The following is a 19,744-nucleotide window of genomic DNA, read 5'->3' on the forward strand; positions in this document are numbered from 1 at the left end:
TGATTATCGAATTTTGGGTTTGCCGCCGAGCACGCGGCTTAGAAAGTACGTAGATGCTGTGTGTAAATGGTGGGAAAGTTTGCCGCCGAGCACGCGGCTTAGAAACACACGATAAAGCCGAAACGATTGTTCGATTTGTTTGCCGCCGAGCACGCGGCTTAGAAAATCATGACAAGATCAGAGCCAGACACAGACACGTTTGCCGCCGAGCACGCGGCTTAGAAACAATTGTGGAAGTTACGCGACAGGTGTCATGGGTTTGCCGCCGAGCACGCGGCTTAGAAAATCGAGATAAACGTTTTTTAGTACATTGCTAGTTTGCCGCCGAGCACGCGGCTTAGAAAGTATCCAGAGCGTCGCTTGCTGCTTCGTTTTTGTTTGCCGCCGAGCACGCGGCTTAGAAAGTGCGAACGATCAAAAGTAGAACGTTGAATATGTTTGCCGCCGAGCACGCGGCTTAGAAAGGCATCAGCAAGTGCAGAAAGAAACGTCGAATGTTTGCCGCCGAGCACGCGGCTTAGAAAGCTCATGCTCGTGAAGTTGCTGATTTTGAAAAGTTTGCCGCCGAGCACGCGGCTTAGAAAATAACGCTCCAAAAACGGGCTTATACATCATTGTTTGCCGCCGAGCACGCGGCTTAGAAAGTGCGAACGATCAAAAGTAGAACGTTGAATATGTTTGCCGCCGAGCACGCGGCTTAGAAAGGCATCAGCAAGTGCAGAAAGAAACGTCGAATGTTTGCCGCCGAGCACGCGGCTTAGAAAATATTGGGACACTTGCGACTTATTCGAACTTAGTTTGCCGCCGAGCACGCGGCTTAGAAAATCACCACCCCACAAACAAAAAAAAGCCGGATGTTTGCCGCCGAGCACGCGGCTTAGAAATGAAACCTCTACATTGCTCACAGTGTTTTCATGTTTGCCGCCGAGCACGCGGCTTAGAAAGTGTTCTAAACATGGCGGCGGCGTTAGGGTATGTTTGCCGCCGAGCACGCGGCTTAGAAAAACCCGAGCGCCGTCGAAGTCTCGCCCGCACTGTTTGCCGCCGAGCACGCGGCTTAGAAATCAAAGTCACCGTACCCAGCCTTCACGAGGCTGTTTGCCGCCGAGCACGCGGCTTAGAAAGCCCAACGTACGCGCCTATTTATGTTCGCCTTGTTTGCCGCCGAGCACGCGGCTTAGAAAAAGCAACCCAATCCAGTCTATGTTTGATTCTGGTTTGCCGCCGAGCACGCGGCTTAGAAACTAAACTAAACCCACGCATAGCGCCGAAATCAGTTTGCCGCCGAGCACGCGGCTTAGAAAATGAGCGTCTAATATTCTTGTAACAAGATTTCGTTTGCCGCCGAGCACGCGGCTTAGAAATGAATACGCAGGGCTTCGCACCACGGAAGACCGTTTGCCGCCGAGCACGCGGCTTAGAAATCGGTTAAGCTCAAATAATGAGACTCACCGTTGTTTGCCGCCGAGCACGCGGCTTAGAAACGCGAGTTTGTCGGATTGCACCTCGTTCCGGTGTTCGCCGCCGAGCACGCGGCTTAGAAACCATTGAGCAAAGGTTTCTAAGTTGTTGTGCAGTTCGCCGCCGAGCACGCGGCTTAGAAATTGGTCAGTGATGTAGGCGTTAATATTGGTTAGTTCGCCGCCGAGCACGCAGCTTAGAAATAAGTCTGAAATCTTGCCTAACCAACTAGCCAGTTCGCCGCCGAGCACGCGGCTTAGAAATTATTCAAGAATGCTACTCAATAAGATATTTTGTTCGCCGCCGAGCACGCGGCTTAGAAAACCAGTTGAGAAAACTCCGCATCATCAAAAGCGTTCGCCGCCGAGCACGCGGCTTAGAAAATAAGAAACAACCTCAGCAGACTGAACCACAAGTTCGCCGCCGAGCACGCGGCTTAGAAAAGAAACCGACTTTGAGTTAGAAGACCGTGTTTGTTCGCCGCCGAGCACGCGGCTTAGAAAAATTCGGAATCGTCGCGCAAATGTTCAGGGATGTTCGCCGCCGAGCACGCGGCTTAGAAACTTGTTTGCGCCGCTTTGGTATGTTGCTTCTTGTTCGCCGCCGAGCACGCGGCTTAGAAAATCTGTAGAAAAATTTGCAGAATCATATATTTGTTCGCCGCCGAGCACGCGGCTTAGAAAGTTAGGTAGAAGCTCTATTGTGACTGTGGGCGGTTCGCCGCCGAGCACGCGGCTTAGAAGTGCACCATGAATAGTGTTGTAGTACTTCTTCCGTTCGCCGCCGAGCACGCGGCTTAGAAATCAATGACTTGATAGGGTCGGTTTCGATCGCGGTTCGCCGCCGAGCACGCGGCTTAGAAAGTTAGTTACTGGATGGAACGTCCATTGCATGAGTTCGCCGCCGAGCACGCGGCTTAGAAAGATACCAGCATCTCCACCGCGCAAAACATTATGTTCGCCGCCGAACAGGCGGCTTAGAAATTCGCTATCGTCGTCCGTTCGGGACAGTGTGACTTCACCGCCGAACAGGCGGCTTAGAAATGCTTAACCTTCCCGCTTAAATCCTTCTGCCACTTCACCGCCGAACAGGCGGCTTAGAAAGCTATACAGAAAAAACACACCTAAACAAAAGACTTCACCGCCGAACAGGCGGCTTAGAAAACATGCAGTTGCCCTGCGGTTTTTGATTTCGACTTCACCGCCGAACAGGCGGCTTAGAAAATAGATGTTCAAAAAACATCAGGAAATGAAATCTTCATCGCCGAGCACGCGGCTTAGAAAGCAACATGGACACACCAAGACAACATCACGAGGTTCGCCGCCGAGCACGCGGCTTAGAAAAAGACCAATCCTATTTATTCTCAGCAAGTGAAGTTCGCCGCTGAGCACGCGGCTTAGAAAGTTTAGCGATGCCTTAGTTACCACATCAATAAGTTCGCCGCCGAGCACGCGGCTTAGAAAGACAAAAAAGAAGAAGCTCAATACCGCACCGAGTTCGCCGCCGAGCAAGCGGCTTAGAAAAAATTGAAACTCACCAAGCGCAAGCATTACATGTTCACCGCCGAACAGGCGGTTTAGAAAATGTAGATAAATAAATTAATAGGGTAGAATGCACGAGATTATTCATCCTATTAAAGGGAGCTATGTGATGTTTATGCGTTATATTTTTGGTTTTGTGTGTTGTTTTTTAAGTACTATATCATTCGCTCAAAGCTGTGAGGTGAAAGTTGAGCCCAATCATTCTAAGTGGTTTGGAGCTTATTTGGGGAGTGACATTGATGATGTGAAGGCATATCTTAATTGCGAGAACCTGTTGTTTTCATATGAAGTTCCTCCAAAATTAAATCAAGAAAACTATGTGAAAAATCAGTTCTTATTTGTCGATGAAGACTGGCAGCCAAGTTATATCGATCCGAGTGCTACTATTGCTTATGCTTTTGATCCTGCAGGTGAATTGTTTGATATAACTATCTCTTGGAAAAGTATGTCAGATAATAGTTTTAATGTATTGCTTGATTTTTTAATGGAAAAATATGGTAACGAATCCGTTAAATTTAATAATGCTTACTTATTTTATGACAAAGAGAATAGTGAGACGACACTTTTAGATAAAGTAGCAGTATCGGGTGGTGTAGGGTACAGATATAGACTTCTTATCCAACCCTTTTTTACAGAATAAGAGTAGTAGATCACTGTCTAATTAGCATTTTTTTATAGGTTTTAAACAGTGATCCATCCAATCTGATTAAATCAAATTAAACCAGGTCAAAAAGCAGTGCTTTAACGCGTTGCTCGCTTAGTCTTTCGAAGTTAATTTCTGACACGTTTTCAATTTTCGCGCCGTCGCCAGGTTGTATGGTGATGCCGTCGCCTAGGGACAGTTCGCCTTCGATCAGGTGCACATAGTAGTGGCGATTGTTGTCTGCTTGCCATGTGGCTTTTTGTTGATCTTCAAGGATCAGTTGAATCAGTTGCATGTCTTGCTTAACTTGCAAGGTGCCATTTGCGCCATCTGGTGTGATGACGGTGGTGAAGCCTTGCGCTTGGCTAAAGGCTTTCTGTTGGTAGCCGGGTTCTCCACCTAGTTGGTTGGGTTGAATCCAAATTTGTAGAAATTTCAGCATGTCTTTTTTAGAGGCGTTGAATTCGCTGTGGTAAACCCCTTTGCCTGCGGACATGAGTTGGTATTCGCCTGCGGGCAGTTCTTTTATGTTGCCTGCGCTGTCTTTATGGGCGATGGTGCCTTCTAATACTAGGCTGAATATTTCCATGTCGCGGTGGCCGTGGGTTTCGAAACCGGCACCTGGGGTGACGGTGTCGTCGTTGATTACCCGTAGGTGAGAGAAGCCCATTTGTTGTGGGTCGTAGTAGCTGCCAAAAGAAAATGTATGGTAGCTGTTTAGCCAGCCAAAGTTTGCGTGTCCACGGTCTTGTGCGTTGCGAAGTGTGATCATTGTTTTTCTCCTGATTTTTTCTCGCAGGTCATAATGACGTGCGGGTATGAAGTGAGTGTAGTGGGTGGGAAAAAGAAAGAAAATTGGAAGGTTTTGAGCTAGTATTTCAAAAAAATTGAACAAAGGTTGAGCTATGGCCTACGCGGTGACATTGGAAGCATTACGGGTGTTGGAGGCGATTCATCAGTTGGGCAGCTTTGCGGCGGCAGCGGAGGCGTTGTTTAAGGTGCCTTCGGCGTTAACGTATACGGTGAAGAAGCTGGAAGACGATTTGGGCGTGGCGTTGTTTGATCGGTCTCGACAAAAAGCGGTACTAACGCCAGCGGGGCATTTGGTGTTGGAGCAAGGTCGAGTTATTTTGGAAGCCGCGATACGATTAGAAGATTCGATCAAGCAGTTCGAGTCAGGTTGGGAGCCTAAGCTAAGAATCGCTCGCGATACAGTGCTGTTAGAGTCGCCTTTGATGTCGGTGGTTGGGGATTTCTTATCGCAGAATCGACCGGTGGAGTTGAGCTTATCTGAAGAAGCTGTCGGCGGAGGTTGGGATGCATTGCAAGACGATAGGGCGGATTTGGTTATTGGTGCGACGGGTGAGTTGCCCAAGGGGAATGTCCATATTAGAGCCATTGGTGAGATAGAGTTTGTGTTCGCTGTGTCACCAACGCATCCGTTGGCGTTGACCGATGGGACGATTACCGCCGCGCAATTGCGTCAATATCCTTCTATTGTTGTTGCTGATAGTTCAAAAATTTTGCCAGCCCGCAGCAGTGGGATTTTTGAGAGTCGGCAAGTGCTTAGGGTCGATACCATGCGCAGTAAAATTCAAGCGCAATGTTTGGGTTTAGGCGTGGGGTATTTGCCGAAACATCGCATTGCTGATGAGCTGAGTTCTGGGCGTTTAGTATTGCGTCAGTGTGAGTTGCCAAGGCCGAATCAGATGGCGTACTTGGCATGGCGTAAAGATGATCCGGGCAAAGGTTTGTCGTGGTTTGTAGAGCAATTGGCAATTCAGGATTGGCAGCTTTGTCATTCTCGCGAAGGAGGCTTTCGTTAAACGAATTCCGTCGATCTTGTAGGTCGTGCATTAGCGCGTCAAGGTTTTTGGTTTGGTGTTATCGGGCTTTTGACGGCCTAAAGGCCGACCTACAGGTGATTACCTCGTGCTTTCGGGCAGGGGCATTTGGGCTATTTTTTTAAGGGGTAATCGTGTTTTCTCTCTCTCTTTCAGTGTTGCCGGTATTTTTGCTGTTGATGGCTGGTGCTGTGTGTCAGCGTTGGCGTTTTCCGATGGAAGGCTTTTGGTCTGGCGTTGATAAGTTGTCCTATTGGGTGCTGTTTCCTGCTTTGTTGTTCAGCAAAACCTCGCAAATCGATTTCAGTAACCCCATGTTGCCAAAGTATGCTTTTATTTTGTTGTTTGCTTTGTTGGTGACTGCTGTTTTTGTATTTATCAGTACTTGGCTGATGAAGGTGGTTGCGCCGACGGCGTCGTCTATGCTGCAAGCGGGTGTGCGTTTTAACACCTTTGTTATGTTGGCGTTGGCGGGGAGTTTGTATGGTAATGATGGTTTGGTATTGGCAGCGTTGGGTGCATCGGTGTTGATTCCTTCTATTAATGTGTTTTTAGTGGTGTCTATGACCTTGATGCATGGGCCGTCTTCGACGGATAGTTCGTCTTCAACATCTTTACCACGTTTGTTAAGTGGAGCTTTGATTCGCAATCCTTTGATTGTGTCGATCTTGCTTGGCAGTAGTTTGAATTTGCTCGGACTGACGCCGATTATTTTGGTCTCTGATGTGCTGGGGATGTTGTCTCAAGCTGCCTTGCCATTGGTGTTGTTGGCGGTTGGCGCTAGTGTGCGCTTTGAGACGATTCGCTCTGTCGGCATGACCTTTGTGATGTCTTCGCTCGCACGTTTTGTGGTGTTTCCTTTGGTGATTGGCTTGATGTGCTGGTGGCTGGATGTTCGTGGTTTACCTGCTTTGGTGGCGGTGTTATTTGGTGTGGTACCGACCGCAACATCGGCTTACGCCTTGGCACGTCAGTTGGGCGGTGATGCGGATAGAATGTCGGCTTATATTACGATGCAGACTTTGTTGTCTATTATTACCTTGCCAGTGAGCGTTTGGTTGAGTCAGTTGTATTTGATGTAACGTCCTCTTTAATGTCTGAAAAGTGCCATTTTGTGTGGTGGCTGAAAGATGCTACTTTGTGGATGAAAAAGTCATGTTACGGTGTTCTTTCATATCAATATTGATATGAGGTTTGCTGTAACTTGCATTTGAAAGGTAATTGTTAGGGATATATTGTGAATCTCAGGGTGTTGGCTTGTCTTTAATGACGGGTGTGTGGCGCTCAGAATAGATCACAACAAAAACAAAAAGGAATCTAGTATGCAATCTCTCTCCGTTCGTTCTTCGTTGCCATGGCTGGGTGCATTCAAACGCAAGGCTATGTTGACAACTTTTTCTGTATTACTTCCTGTGTTGTCTGCTTCGGCGATGGCAGCAGATCTTACGATAGGTTTCTCGCAAATTGGCTCTGAAAGTGGCTGGCGGACGTCTGAAACCGAATCCATTAAAGCTGAGGCTGAACGCCGTGGCTATGATCTAAAATTCTCTGATGCACAACAAAAGCAAGAAAACCAAATTAAAGCCGTGCGTTCATTTATCGCGCAAGGTGTTGATGGTATTTTGCTTGCTCCTGTGGTGGAAACTGGCTGGGATCAGGTATTGAAAGAAGCGCAACGCGCTAAAATCCCTGTTGTGTTGATTGATCGTGGTGTAGCAGCAGATCCAAGTTTGTACTTAACGAAAGTGGCTTCTGACTTTAAAGAAGAAGGTTCATTAGCGGCATCTTGGTTGGCAGCTAAAACCAATGGTCGTTGTAACATTGTTGAGTTGCAAGGTTCAGTTGGTTCATCTGCTGCGATTGATCGTAAGACGGGCTTTGACTCTATCATCAGTAACTTTCCGAATATGACGATTATTCGTTCTCAGTCTGGTTCGTTTACGCGTGCTGGCGGTAAAGAAGTCATGGAAAGTTTCTTGAAAGCGGAAGGTGGTGCGAAGAATATTTGCGCGCTGTTTGCTCACAATGATGACATGGCATTGGGCGCAATTTTGGCGATGAAAGAAGCGGGCGTGAAACCAACCCAAGACATTTTAGTAGTTTCTATTGATGCGGTTCCAGATATCTTTAAAGCTATGGCTGATGGCGAAGCGAACGCGACTATTGAGTTGAATCCTCATCTTGGTGGTCCAGCATTTGATGCGATTCTAGCTTCTCAAAAAGGTGAGAAAGTAGATAAATGGATTAAAGCAAACGGCCCATTGTACCTTCCTGATACAGCTGCTGCGGAATACGCGAAGCGTAAATAATATAGCGACGTACCTAGGCTTATAGCTGTCTAGGTACGTTTTGTTTTTGCTTATTTATGTTCGTCAAAATGGAGACTGCAGTTCATGTCGCATTTAGTCAAAGAAAATGTGCAAGTCAAAGAAACCTTGATAGTTGAAGAAAGGGGCAAAGAAGCGCAAAGCGCGGTTCGTCCTTTACTGGAAATCAAAAATCTCTCTAAATCTTTTACCGGTGTTCAAGCTCTTAATGATGTGTCTTTGCAGATTCAACAGGGGGAAATTCGCGCCTTGCTGGGCGAAAATGGTGCCGGTAAATCCACCCTAATTAAAGTACTGACCGGTGTTTATCCGCGAGATGGTGGTGAGATTCTATTAGATGGTAGCTTGATCAATGCGTCAGATAGTGGTCATGCGCAGCGTTTAGGTATCAGTACGGTTTATCAAGAAGTTAATCTTATTCCTACCATGTCTGTGATGGAAAACCTGACATTACAGCATCAAGAAAAAACCTTTGGTCTGATTAGCTGGAAGAAAGCTGAAATACGTGCCAGAGAGTTACTAGCACAAGTGGGTTTAGAGATAGATCCATTGCGCCAGTTAGACACTTATTCGATTGCGATTCAGCAATTAGTGGCGATTGCTCGTGCCTTAAGTACACAAGCCAAAATGCTGATATTAGATGAGCCCACGGCCAGTTTAGACAGTGATGAAATCAAGCAGTTGTTTGATCTGATGGAACGTTTGAAATCCGAAGGGTTAGGCATCATCTTTGTAACGCATTTCCTAGATCAAGTTTACAGTATTACCGATAGCATCACTGTGCTACGTAATGGCGAGTGCATCGGTACTTTTAAAACCGCCGAGCTGACGCGTTCCGATTTGGTGAGTCATATGGTGGGTAAATCCTTAGAAGATCTAGCACCAACGGCTCATGATCACTCCATTAAACGCGAGCGTACTGAGCTTTTGCAGTTAAATAATGTCGGCAAGCAACGCTATCTTCAGCCGTTAAATTTAAGTATTGCAGCAGGGGAAATTGTCGGTGTGGCGGGCTTGTTGGGATCTGGTCGTACTGAGCTTTGTGAGCTGGCTTATGGCTCGGTGAAGCCGGATCAAGGCGATGTCACGCTTGGTAAGCATTCATTGGCTAAGTCTTCTTTGCGTCGTGCGATCCAAGTTGGCATGGGGTATTGCCCAGAAGACCGCAAGCAAGACGGCATAGTGGCGGAGCTGAGTGTTAGGGAAAATATGATTCTTGCGCTGCAAGCGAGCAAAGGTTGGTGGTCGCCTATTTCCATGGCAGAGCAGCAAAAGCTTGTTGAAGAAATGATTAAGCGTTTGGCGATCAAAACCCCAGATATGGACAAACCTATTGGCGAGTTAAGCGGTGGCAATCAGCAAAAAGTGATTCTTGCCCGCTGGTTGATTACGCATCCGAAATTGCTGATTTTGGATGAGCCGACCCGTGGTATCGATATTGGGGCTCACCATGAAATCATCCAGATCATTAAAGAGTTGTGTGAGCAAGGCATGGGTTTACTAGTGGCATCTTCTGAGTTGGAAGAGTTGGTTATGTTTGCTCATCGGGTGGTGGTAATGAAAGACCATCATAAGATATCGGAGCTTGATGGGGATGAGGTTTCAGAGCAAGCGATATTGCGCACGATTGCGAGTTAAAGCGCGATAAAAACCTCTCGATTAGTCTCTTTTATAAGTAAGTATTCAAAGTAGCCGTTTCTATGAAAAAGAATAATTTTCTGCATAAACATCAAAAAACACTCGCGCCCTTGTTGTCGCTGGTGCTGATTATTTTGGTCACCGCATCGATAACGCCTGGTTTTTTGAGTATTAAAATCGTTGATGGGCATTTGTTTGGTAGCCTGTTGGATATTTTACATCGCGCCACGCCAACAGCTTTGGTGGCATTAGGCATGGCGGTGGTCATTGGTACTCGCGGTATTGATTTGTCCGTAGGCGCGGTGATTGCAATTTCCGGTGCTGTAACGGCAGTATTAACGGTGAATACGGACTTCCCTGTCTGGCTAGTCATTCTATGTGCTCTGGGCACTGGTGTTGTGTGTGGTTTATGGAATGGCATCTTGGTGTCAATTTTCAATATTCAGCCAATTGTTGCCACGTTAATTTTGATGGTGGCAGGTCGCGGTATCGCACAGATGATTACTGAAGGACAAATCGTCACTTTTCATTCTGATGTTTTGGATGCCATTGGTAATGGCTATTTCTTAGCATTCCCTATTCGTGTATGGATTGCGATAGGTATGATTGTACTGACGGTTCTAGTGATGCGAAAAACCGCGCTTGGTTTGTTTATTGAAGCGGTTGGCGCCAACGTGCGAGCCAGTCGTTTGGTTGGTATTGAGGCGCGCCTGCTGGTGTTGTCGGCTTATGTCTTTTCGGGTTTTTGTGCGGCGATGAGCGGTATTATTCTCGCGGCAGACATCCGTGGCGCGGATGCCAATAACGCCGGATTGTGGTTAGAGCTGGATGCTATCTTAGCTGTGGTTTTGGCCGGTGCATCGTTAGCGGGCGGGCGTATTTATTTGTTACTGACGATTGTTGGTGTGCTAATTATTCAAACTTTAACCACAGCGATTCTCACTAGTGGTTTGCCAGCTCAATATAATTTAGTGGTGAAAGCGACCATTATTCTTGCGGTATTGTTGATTCAATCGCCTAAAACACGTCAATGGTTGTCAGGCTTCTTCTCGAAGAATAAGAATGCAGGCAAAAGCAGTACTGGTAAAGCGAGTACTGATAAGAGGAGTGCAAAACCATGATTAACGAACGTAATTTGCCGATATTGGCAACCTTACTGGTTTTCATCATGCTGTACGGTTTTGGCATGTACCAATATCAAGGCTTTCGTGACACCTTGGTATTTTCAAATTTATTAACTGATAACGCGTTTTTGATTATTACTGCGATTGGTATGACATTTGTTATCTTGTCTGGTGGTATCGATTTATCGGTTGGGTCAATGATCGCCTTTATCGGCGTGCTGATGGCGTATCTGATTTCCAATACGGGCATGCATCCTTTGTTTGCTATTGGTATTGCCTTGGTTGTCGGTGTTGCCTTTGGCGCCGCAATGGGAGTAATTATTGCATTTTTCGAGATTCAGGCATTTATCGTTACCTTAGCAGGAATGTTTTTGTTTCGTGGCTTGGCGTATTTGATCAACTTAGACGCTGTGCCGATTGATCATCCTTTTATTGCTGGGTTATACGATATTTATGTGCCTCTGCCAGGACGTGGTGGTTTGACCTTTATTGCTATGGCTATGTTGGTATTGCTTGCGTTGGGGATTTTAATTGCTCGTAGAACGCGTTTTGGCATGAGCGTGTATGCCTTGGGTGGAGACAGTCATTCTGCCGCCTTGTTGGGCGTACCCGTTAAAAAGACCATCATTAAAATATATGCGTTGAGCGGCTTTTACAGCGCCATGTCTGGGGTGATCTTTGCGATTTATACAGGATCGGCGTATCCGTTAGCAGCGGTTGGGGTGGAGTTAGATGCCATCGCAGCCGTTGTTATTGGGGGGACTTTGTTAACTGGCGGTGTGGGTTATGTGTTTGGTACTTTCTTGGGAGGAATGATTCAAGGCATTATCCAAACCTTAATCACCTTTGATGGTTCGTTGAATAGCTGGTGGACCAAGTTAGCGGTTGGTGGGTTGTTGCTGTTCTTTATCTTGCTGCAAAAGGGCATTGTGGTTTGGGTGAAAAAGAGATCAGCCTCTTAGATTTTATTGATTGCTGATTGGCTTAATCAGACATAAAAAAACCAGTACTTTTGAAGTACTGGTTTTTTTTGCTCTATTTTAGTGCAATTTTCTGTTATGGAGAAAATTACACTTCAGTAGGATCTTGGTAAATGTTTTTGTAGCAGTAGTTGGTTGCTTCAACGAAGCCATCAACACTACCGCAGTCAAAACGTTTGCCTTTAAATTTATAAGCCAATACACAGCCTTCTTTGGCTTGTTGCAAAATGGCGTCGGTGATTTGAACTTCGCCGTTACGGCCAGCAGGTGTGTTACGGATCTTGTCAAAAATATCTGGCGTTAGAATGTAACGGCCAATGATAGCAAGATTCGATGGTGCTTCTTCTTTTGCTGGTTTTTCTACCATGTCGGTAACTCGGTACAAGCCATCCATCATGGACTCACCTTTGATGACGCCGTATTTGTGTACTTCGTCTTCTGGCACTTCTTCGATAGCAACAATGGTGCAACGGAACTGGTTGTAAAGCTTGACCATTTGAGCCATTACGCCATCGTCTTCACCGAAGCAAAGGTCGTCTGCTAGTACCACACCGAAAGCTTCATCACCAATAAGTGGCTCGCCAGTCAAAATGGCATGGCCTAGACCTAACATGTTGTTTTGACGAGTAAAAGAGAAGTTAACGTTGTCGATTAGATAGCGAATCTCATTTAGGTATTTTTCTTTGTTGGTGCCTGCAATTTGATGCTCAAGCTCGTAGCTGATATCGAAATGGTCAGCAATAGCACGTTTACCACGACCCGTTACAAAAGTAACATTGTCTAAACCCGCTTTGACCGCTTCTTCTACGCCATATTGAACCAAAGGCTTGTTTACAATCGGAAGCATTTCTTTTGGCATGGATTTAGTGGCAGGCAAAAAACGTGTGCCATAACCAGCAACAGGGAATAGACATTTGCGAATCATAATTTTTCCTTAAAAATGGCTTTGTGCTTTGTTAAGTGGCTGTCTAAAAAATACGACATAGCCAGCCTGTTTCGGCGATGCACTCATTATAGTGCATCTCGTGTGACACTTTTTATCACCTTAGTTAACCGATCCAGTACAGGTGAATTAAGTTTGTACCAATGCCAATAAAGAGGCAAGGCCAGCCGCTTGTTTGGCAGCAAGGATACCAGTTTCTTGCTTTTTATTTTCTGTTTAATTTGAATACTAGGTACTAAAGCACAGACTGTGCCACCCATTACCAGCTCAACAAAGCCATGGGAGGATGGATACCAATGGCTGTGGCTAATATCGGTTTTGACCTCTAAGCATTCATTCTGATAACGCGCCCAAAGTTCATCATGTTCGTCATAAATCAAAGAGGGGGATTTTAGAACAGCTTCAGCGCTAAGGTCACCTTTTAAATGCTCTTTAATAAAGCTTGGTGTTGCAACCAGTTCGTAATACATATTGCCAAGAAATATTGAATCTCCACCAGACACTGGCGTACCAATTTGACTAATACAAGCGACCACTTCACCTGTTTGTAATAAGGCGCGAGTTTTGGCTTGGTCGGCGGCTTTGATATGTAGCTTGGTGGAATCGGTTGCAGAAAATTGGCTGACCACCTCGGTAAACCAAGTAGCGAGCGTATCGTTGTTTACCGCAATGCTGATTGGTTGAGTCGCCTGATTGCCTTGAATGGCTTCTTGTAAGCCTTCTTCGAGCATGGTGACCTTGTTGAAATGCGCCAGAAGTTGTTCACCAAGCGGTGTAGCAACCACTGGTCTTGCGCGAATAAGTAAAGGGCGACCGCATTCTTGTTCCAAACGTTTGATATTTTGCGATACGGCAGATTGTGTCAGATGCAGATATTCAGCGGCTTTATCAAAGCTTTGGAATTTTAAAACAGCATGGAGAGAGGATAACGCTTTATAATCCATCATAAATATTTCTAATATAACTTTAGTTTAATTAATTTAAATTTATAACTTGTCTTAGATAAGATCAAGCCACTTTTATTTTGGGGCTTGTTGGAGATAGTTATGTTGGCCTTTTTGAGTGGAGCGATTACGGGCGGTGGGTTGATTGTCGCAGTTGGCGCACAGAACAGTTTTTTATTAGAGCAAGCACTGAAGAGACATTATGCTTTTCCAATTGCTTTGCTGTTTATTGCAAGTGACGCTATTTCTATTGCCCTTGGGGCGTTTGGTTTAGGCTTGCTCTTGCAAAGCCACGATTGGCTGTTGTCTGTATCCCGTTGGGCTGGCGTGGCGTTTTTAGTCTGGTTTGCACTGGGTAAATGGCGGGCGTCGTTTCAAGAAGAGCATTTGATTCTTGAGCAGTATAGCAAGCGACTTGCCTTGTGGCCTTTAGTGATGATGGGCTTTGCCGTGACTTGGCTTAACCCACACTTTTATTTAGATACCATGATCCTGATGGGCAGTTTGGCGAATCAATGGCAGGACGCAAAGTGGCAGTTTGTGTTTGGTGGCGTGTTTGCGTCAATAGTGTGGTTTTTATCTTTAGCTCTGGTAGGAAAGCTGTGCGCTAAATGGCTAGAAAAAGCCGCTTTTTGGCGTTGGTTTAATCGCATTAATGCAATCTTGATCTGGAGTATTGCACTTAAAATCGCCACACAATCCTTGTCTTAATAGCGCAAGCATTGTGTGGTTGTTTTTGAGTATTAGTTATTTTGAGAGCTTAGCTGGTTAAAGCTTGATTTCCACCTCGTGGCTTTTTTCTTCTACTGTTGTGTTAGAAGAGTCAGCCTCGACAAGCATTTCTGCGGTTGCGACAGAAGATACCGTAAGGGCAACAGGGATTTGATCCCCTTGCTCTTCGATGATCATAGCTGGCTTGCGGTTGATACGATACAGCGCAACTAGTGCGACCGTCATATTAAGACTAGCGACAAACCAGAATAAGGCGTTTATTTGCAGCGTATCCATTAATGCCGCAGCTATTAGAGGCCCTAACATACCGCCAATGCCGTTCAGCAATATCATGCCACTACTAGCAGAGAGGATTTGCTCGGGGCGTAATTGGTCATTCATATGAGAAGAGGCAAGAGAATACATAGGGAAGGTAAACGCCCCCACCGCAAACATACCAATCATCATTAGTATTTGGCTATTTATGCCGCCACCTAGCGGCACAATAAAGGCCGCTAATGCGCCGACAACACCGACCCACAGTATGGTTACACGACGATCTTGACGATCAGAAAGTTTACCTATTGGCCATTGCAGCAGCATCCCGCCAACATAGCTGGCACCAATGAAAATCGAAATTTCAGCAATATTTAATCCGATGGTTTTGGCATAGAGCGCGCCTAGCCCCAATAACGCCCCCGAGGTTGCCCCAGCTATGGTGACACCCGTAACACCAAGAGGTGCGGTTTTAATCAAACCAAGAATGTTGAGTTTTTCTGGTACGTTGATGGTAGGTGATGGTGTACGAACCAACAATAGTGGTACTACGGCTAAGGAAATTAATACCGAAGTTAAGATGAACAAACCATAACCGCTAGGAGATGATAGATTCAATAAGAGCTGACTGATGGTTTGGCTTGCCCAGATTTCGATAATATAAATCGAAAATAAACGGCCGCGAGTTTTGTTGGTCGCGATGTCGTTTAACCAGCTTTCTGTCACAATAAATAGACCTGCGTAACATAAGCCCGTGCCCATCCGCATTAACATCCAGAACCATGGGTTAACCACAACGGATTGCATCAAAATGGTAATAGAAGCCAAAGATGCCACAGCGGCAAACACCCGAATGTGGCCGACGTTCTTAACCCAGCTTGGTACTAAAAGCGAACCAAGGATAAAGCCAAGATAGTAGGCGGACATAATCAAACCAGTCGCCGTTGTATTAAACCCCTCAATAGAGGCTCGAATACCGATCAGTGAGCTTTGCAAAGCACTTGCCATGGTGAGAACGGCAATACCTATGAGCAGACTCCAGATTGGAAACAGGGTTTGCTTTAACATTTAGTGTCCTTTTGGGATTTCTATAGTAAACATAAAATTCATCATGGTTGAGTTGATCATTATTTCGGCTGACTATACCGAATGAGTCTCTTATTGCAATCATAAGCCGGTATTCTTCGGCTAAACTTTATCATAGCTCATAAATTGTGGTGGTACGGATTATGAGGTGACAATATCTGATGCAAATCACATACCTCTTAGGGGATATGGTGTTTTATTACTTGGCTCAGTTAATTTAGAGTACATAGTGAGACTTGTTTACGATAACAACGCTCGTGACTTCGCGCAAAAGTCACTGAGAGAAAAAACCATTTAAGAAAGGATATAAAATGAAAACCTATCAAGAATGGCAAGCGTTACGAGCTAACGTTAAGGTGCCACATAACGCTTACATCAATGGACAGTTTGTTGCTGCGCAAAGTGGTGAGACATTCGACTGTATTAATCCAACCGATGAATCTTTGCTCGCCAAGGTGGCCAGCTGCGATAGCGCTGATGTAGATTTGGCTGTGTTTGCAGCAAAACAGAGCTTCAAAAGTGGTGTTTGGTCGGAATTAGCTCCAGGCAAGCGCAAACGTATTTTGCAGAAATGGGCCGATTTGTTGGAACAACATCAAGATGAGTTAGCCTTAATAGATACCCTCGACATGGGGAAATCGATTTCTGAGATGGTCGGCATTGATGTGCCAGATTCACTTGATTGCTTGCGCTGGTCGGCAGAATGCATCGATAAGCTATATGGCGAAATTGCTCCAACAAATCCACAGAACCTTGCCTTAATTAGCCGAGAGCCACTTGGTGTGGTTGCCATTATTACGCCGTGGAATTATCCATTGATGATGGTGATGTGGAAAATTGCTCCTGCACTTGCCGCAGGTAATAGCGTCATTCTGAAACCTTCCGAAAAATCACCATTAAGTGCGTTACGCATTGCGCAATTAGCGACTGAAGCTGGTATGCCAGATGGTGTGTTTAATGTACTGCCAGGATTTGGTCATACGGCGGGCAAGGCGCTAGCGTTACATCATGATATTGGTACCTTGGCGTTTACTGGTTCTAGTCGTGTAGCTGGCATGTTGATGCAGTATGCAGGTCAATCCAACATGAAGCGTGTTTGGCTGGAAGCTGGTGGCAAATCGCCTTGCTTGGTCTTTGATGATTGCAAAGACATAGAAGCCGCAGCAAAGGGCGCTGCAACGGCGATTTTTACTAACCAAGGTGAGGTGTGTATTGCTTGCTCGCGTTTGTATTTGCACCGCAGTATCAAAGAAGAATTTATGGTCGAGCTACTAAAAGCAGCCCGTGAATATGTGCCAGCAGATCCACTTGATCCAGCGACGAAAATGGGGCCAATGGTCGACAAAGCTCAGTTTGATAATGTGTCTGGTTTTATTCAAAGTGCCATCGATGACGGAGCAACGCTAGAGCTTGGCGGTGTGCCTGAATATCAGCAAGGCAAAGGCTTCTTTATGAATCCAACGATTTTCTCCGATGCCGATCATTCGATGCGTTTCGTGCAAGAAGAAATTTTTGGCCCTGTGTTGGCGGTGATGACCTTTGATTCCGAAGACGAAGCCATTGAGCTTGCCAATGATTCTAAATATGGCTTAGGAGCGGCGATTTGGACCAATGATTTATCTCGCGCTCACCGAGTTAGTCGCAAACTTGAATCCGGCATGGTGTGGGTAAATACCTGGGGCGATGGTGATACCACGGTACCGTTTGGCGGCGTGAAAGCGTCGGGCAATGGCCGTGATAAATCTTGGCATGCGCTCGAAAAATACACTGAAATCAAAAACACCTGGATACGCCTTTAATCATAATTGTTAAAGGCTATTGCTTTCGAGAGGAGTACCTAGTTTATGTCTTCGCCAACTCATGTGAACTCGTATTACGCTGATTCTGCAAACGATAAAGTATTGCGTCCTAAATTAACGGAGGAGCAACGTTTTGATGTTTGTGTGATTGGCGCCGGATTTACGGGGATTTCGACCGCGTTGAGTTTGGCTGAAAGGGGTCACAAAGTGGTGGTATTAGAAGGCACTCGAATTGGCTTTGGTGCTTCTGGTCGTAATGGTGGTCAGATAGTAAACAGCTTTAACCGCGACATTGACTACATTACTGCTCAATACGGAGAGGTTATCGGTGAAAAAATGGCCGCGATGGCATTTTCGGGACAAGCCTTGATTCGTCAACGCGTGGCTAAATACAACATAGATTGCGATTTAAAAACGGGTAATATTTTCGCAGCTTGCAATTCTAAACAGTTCGAATCGTTAAAAGCGAAAAAAGCCCTCTGGGAAGCTCATGGACACGAAGGCCTGACGCTATTGTCCGCGTCTTCTATTCAAGACCATATTGGCTCTGAACGTTATGTTGGTGGTTTGCTAGACATTCATGGCGGCCATATACAGCCTTTGAATTTGGTCTTGGGTCAGGCGAGGGCGTTCGAGTCTTTAGGTGGTGTGATCTATGAAGATTCGAAAGTTATTCGGATCGAGCAAGGCAAGCCTGCCAAAATCATTACGGAAAATGGTTCGATTGTCGCGGATACTGTTGTTGTGGCGGGAAATGCGTACGTGTTTGGTTTGATTCCAGAAGTGGAGAAAAAAGCCATGCCTTGTGGCACTCAGGTCATTGCTACTGAACCGCTTTCTAAGGATTTACAGAAGCGGTTATTGCCTACGGATCATTGTGTGGAAGACGGTAATTATTTATTGGATTATTACCGATTATCTGGCGATGGACGTTTGATTTACGGTGGTGGTACCACCTATGGCGCTCGTGAACCGGAAAAAATCGAATCGATTATTGGTCGTAAAATGCTCAAAACTTATCCCATGTTGAAAGACGTTAAGATCGATTTTGCTTGGACGGGGAACTTCCTATTAACCATGATGCGTATGCCGCAAGTGGGTAAAATCGGCGATAACCTGTATTACGCTCAAGGTTATTCTGGTCATGGTGTAACAAACTCTCATTTAATGGGCGAGATTTTGGCAGACGCTATCGAAGGTGATGTTTCGCGCTATGAGGTGTTTGCCAGCATGCCGCAATATCAATTTCCAGGTGGCCGTTTATTGCGTGTGCCTTATACGGCAATGGGTGCAGCGTATTATAGTTTGAGAGATAAGTTAGGCATTTAACCTCTAGCGTTTATCGATCAGCGATCAGCGCTACGAGGCTCGTCTAGTTTCATCATGATGATCTAGATGAGTCAGAAATAACGTGAAAATTTCCGATTGCGTCGAAGTATTGAGTCGGGAGTGGATATTCTTGCGATGGACTTTCACTGTTCCCGTACTTATTTCCAATAGATCTGCAATGGATTTTGACGAATGGCCACGCAACAACAATTCCAGGACTTCCTGCTCTCTATTAGTGAGCACACCACGTGCAAAGGTTTTTAATGCGTAGTTCAGCGGCCCAGAGCTGGTGGTTTTCTCTACATATTCGCTTTCTTGGGATAACCAAAATTGACTAACAAGCGCATCAACCATAGGAAACAGGCTTTTGAGGTGATTCAGTTCGGTGCGGCGGATTGAGCCAATGGCCTTCTTTCTCCCCAATGAAATCGCGCACGTGGTGTCTTTATTCAGCGGAATGATCAGATTGATCTCATCTACCAAGTCGAAATCGCGATAACAAGTTTGGTAGTACTCTGTGTCTTCAAAGGAGTCAGGGGATAAATCTGCCAGACGATAAATTCCTGGCGAAATCCCCGTTTGAATACCATTAAAAACCGGATCTAAAAGATAGGCTTTACTCAAATAAAAGCGCAGCGCAGCACTTTGTTGTGCTGGGTCTTGTGGGTGAATCAATATGGGTTTGAGGGCTTTTTTGTAAGTGATGATGGTAATGGTGTCGAAATGGCAAAGCTTACTCAAAAAAACATCTAACATGGCTGGGAAACTAGGTACACGAACGTAGTTGGTTAGCGTGGCCAAGTCCCGAATTAGCTCTGAAATGTTTGGATGTTCTAAGGTGATGTTTTTTTGCATACCTGCCTCGATTTATTTTTTTCTTGCTTCAAATTAGGGCGATTTTTTTCCATGTTTATTTTTATCGATCCATCTTGATGCGTTGGCCTATATTCCTGAGAGAGTCTTATTTCAAAAATTGATTTCCATCACATGCTAATGCAGCAGTTGAATAATTACTTAAATTTTATAAAGACTTGCCATCATTTTTGCATATACCCACTTGGGGATAGTTACTCATAACATTTGCTTAGGGTAATGTGA

General features: G+C 45.5%; 15 protein-coding genes and 1 CRISPR repeat array (1 of these 16 only partly in view). Of the genes, 10 read left to right on the forward strand and 5 right to left on the reverse strand.

Annotation, left to right across the window (positions count from 1 at the left end; all coding sequences use genetic code 11):
* Nucleotides 1–3,044: a CRISPR direct-repeat array (repeat unit 28 nt; unit sequence GTTTGCCGCCGAGCACGCGGCTTAGAAA); it begins 3,285 nt to the left of the window's first position.
* Nucleotides 3,045–3,111: 67 nt separating this feature from the next.
* A complete protein-coding gene (locus B6N13_RS17460) occupies nt 3,112–3,642 on the forward strand; it encodes a hypothetical protein (protein ID WP_169460121.1) in 531 nt (176 codons plus the stop codon).
* A 76-nt stretch (nt 3,643–3,718) separates the two neighbouring features.
* On the opposite strand, the gene B6N13_RS17465 is transcribed toward B6N13_RS17460, so the two are convergent.
* Nucleotides 3,719–4,417, reverse strand: a complete 699-nt coding sequence (locus B6N13_RS17465; RefSeq protein ID WP_169460122.1) for a pirin family protein — start codon at nt 4,415–4,417, stop codon at nt 3,719–3,721.
* A 133-nt stretch (nt 4,418–4,550) separates the two neighbouring features.
* Here B6N13_RS17465 and B6N13_RS17470 point away from each other — a divergent pair, with 133 nt between their 5' ends.
* The 6 genes from B6N13_RS17470 (at nt 4,551) to yjfF (ending at nt 11,540) form a co-directional block, all read left to right on the forward strand.
* Nucleotides 4,551–5,471, forward strand: a complete 921-nt coding sequence (locus tag B6N13_RS17470; RefSeq protein ID WP_169460123.1) for a LysR substrate-binding domain-containing protein — start codon at nt 4,551–4,553, stop codon at nt 5,469–5,471.
* Nucleotides 5,472–5,623: 152 nt separating this feature from the next.
* Entirely contained in the window at nt 5,624–6,571 is a 948-nt protein-coding gene (locus tag B6N13_RS17475) for an AEC family transporter (RefSeq protein WP_012071204.1), read from the forward strand.
* Between the two features lie 240 nt (nt 6,572–6,811).
* Nucleotides 6,812–7,798 (forward strand): ABC transporter substrate-binding protein, encoded by a 987-nt coding sequence (locus tag B6N13_RS17480; protein ID WP_282434088.1) that lies wholly within the window; start codon nt 6,812–6,814, stop codon nt 7,796–7,798.
* A gap of 84 nt (nt 7,799–7,882) precedes the next feature.
* Nucleotides 7,883–9,454, forward strand: a complete 1,572-nt coding sequence (locus B6N13_RS17485; protein ID WP_169460124.1) for a sugar ABC transporter ATP-binding protein — start codon at nt 7,883–7,885, stop codon at nt 9,452–9,454.
* A 62-nt stretch (nt 9,455–9,516) separates the two neighbouring features.
* Nucleotides 9,517–10,575, forward strand: coding sequence for an ABC transporter permease (locus B6N13_RS17490; RefSeq protein WP_169460125.1), 1,059 nt, complete (start codon nt 9,517–9,519; stop codon nt 10,573–10,575).
* Entirely contained in the window at nt 10,572–11,540 is a 969-nt protein-coding gene (yjfF, locus tag B6N13_RS17495; RefSeq protein ID WP_012071200.1) for a galactofuranose ABC transporter, permease protein YjfF, read from the forward strand. Before B6N13_RS17490 ends, yjfF begins: the two co-directional genes overlap by 4 nt.
* 106 nt (nt 11,541–11,646) lie before the next feature.
* Here yjfF and galU read toward each other — a convergent pair whose 3' ends face one another.
* Nucleotides 11,647–12,483 carry a UTP--glucose-1-phosphate uridylyltransferase GalU gene (gene galU / locus B6N13_RS17500; protein WP_169460126.1) on the reverse strand — a complete coding sequence of 279 codons (837 nt, stop codon included), beginning with the start codon at nt 12,481–12,483 and terminating at the stop codon, nt 11,647–11,649.
* An 86-nt stretch (nt 12,484–12,569) separates the two neighbouring features.
* Entirely contained in the window at nt 12,570–13,448 is an 879-nt protein-coding gene (locus B6N13_RS17505; RefSeq protein WP_012071198.1) for an ArgP/LysG family DNA-binding transcriptional regulator, read from the reverse strand.
* A gap of 99 nt (nt 13,449–13,547) precedes the next feature.
* Between B6N13_RS17505 and B6N13_RS17510 the strand changes: the two genes are divergently transcribed.
* Complete coding sequence (locus tag B6N13_RS17510) at nt 13,548–14,156, forward strand: LysE family transporter (protein WP_169460127.1); 609 nt, start codon at nt 13,548–13,550, stop codon at nt 14,154–14,156.
* Nucleotides 14,157–14,213: 57 nt separating this feature from the next.
* On the opposite strand, the gene B6N13_RS17515 is transcribed toward B6N13_RS17510, so the two are convergent.
* Nucleotides 14,214–15,500 carry an MFS transporter gene (locus B6N13_RS17515; RefSeq protein ID WP_169460128.1) on the reverse strand — a complete coding sequence of 429 codons (1,287 nt, stop codon included), beginning with the start codon at nt 15,498–15,500 and terminating at the stop codon, nt 14,214–14,216.
* Between the two features lie 329 nt (nt 15,501–15,829).
* Between B6N13_RS17515 and B6N13_RS17520 the strand changes: the two genes are divergently transcribed.
* Both B6N13_RS17520 and B6N13_RS17525 read left to right on the forward strand, forming a co-directional pair.
* Complete coding sequence (locus B6N13_RS17520; protein WP_169460129.1) at nt 15,830–17,317, forward strand: aldehyde dehydrogenase; 1,488 nt, start codon at nt 15,830–15,832, stop codon at nt 17,315–17,317.
* 45 nt (nt 17,318–17,362) lie between these two features.
* Nucleotides 17,363–18,646, forward strand: coding sequence for an FAD-binding oxidoreductase (locus B6N13_RS17525; protein WP_169460130.1), 1,284 nt, complete (start codon nt 17,363–17,365; stop codon nt 18,644–18,646).
* Between the two features lie 30 nt (nt 18,647–18,676).
* On the opposite strand, the gene B6N13_RS17530 is transcribed toward B6N13_RS17525, so the two are convergent.
* On the reverse strand, nt 18,677–19,501 hold the full coding sequence (locus tag B6N13_RS17530) for a helix-turn-helix transcriptional regulator (protein WP_169460131.1): 825 nt from the start codon (nt 19,499–19,501) through the stop codon (nt 18,677–18,679).
* Nucleotides 19,502–19,744 lie beyond the last annotated feature (243 nt).

Source organism: Marinomonas sp. UCMA 3892 (assembly GCF_012726345.1).
Taxonomy (GTDB): Bacteria; Pseudomonadota; Gammaproteobacteria; order Pseudomonadales; family Marinomonadaceae; genus Marinomonas.

Coding starts and splice junctions, on each gene's coding strand:
- B6N13_RS17525 (WP_169460130.1), top strand. CDS start 17,363: ATGTCTTCGCCAACTCATGTGAACTCGTATTACGCTGATTCTGCAAAC.
- B6N13_RS17530 (WP_169460131.1), bottom strand. CDS start 19,501: ATGCAAAAAAACATCACCTTAGAACATCCAAACATTTCAGAGCTAATT.
- B6N13_RS17465 (WP_169460122.1), bottom strand. CDS start 4,417: ATGATCACACTTCGCAACGCACAAGACCGTGGACACGCAAACTTTGGC.
- B6N13_RS17470 (WP_169460123.1), top strand. CDS start 4,551: ATGGCCTACGCGGTGACATTGGAAGCATTACGGGTGTTGGAGGCGATT.
- galU (WP_169460126.1), bottom strand. CDS start 12,483: ATGATTCGCAAATGTCTATTCCCTGTTGCTGGTTATGGCACACGTTTT.
- B6N13_RS17485 (WP_169460124.1), top strand. CDS start 7,883: ATGTCGCATTTAGTCAAAGAAAATGTGCAAGTCAAAGAAACCTTGATA.
- B6N13_RS17505 (WP_012071198.1), bottom strand. CDS start 13,448: ATGATGGATTATAAAGCGTTATCCTCTCTCCATGCTGTTTTAAAATTC.
- B6N13_RS17490 (WP_169460125.1), top strand. CDS start 9,517: ATGAAAAAGAATAATTTTCTGCATAAACATCAAAAAACACTCGCGCCC.
- B6N13_RS17510 (WP_169460127.1), top strand. CDS start 13,548: ATGTTGGCCTTTTTGAGTGGAGCGATTACGGGCGGTGGGTTGATTGTC.
- B6N13_RS17515 (WP_169460128.1), bottom strand. CDS start 15,500: ATGTTAAAGCAAACCCTGTTTCCAATCTGGAGTCTGCTCATAGGTATT.
- yjfF (WP_012071200.1), top strand. CDS start 10,572: ATGATTAACGAACGTAATTTGCCGATATTGGCAACCTTACTGGTTTTC.
- B6N13_RS17480 (WP_282434088.1), top strand. CDS start 6,812: ATGCAATCTCTCTCCGTTCGTTCTTCGTTGCCATGGCTGGGTGCATTC.
- B6N13_RS17460 (WP_169460121.1), top strand. CDS start 3,112: ATGTTTATGCGTTATATTTTTGGTTTTGTGTGTTGTTTTTTAAGTACT.
- B6N13_RS17520 (WP_169460129.1), top strand. CDS start 15,830: ATGAAAACCTATCAAGAATGGCAAGCGTTACGAGCTAACGTTAAGGTG.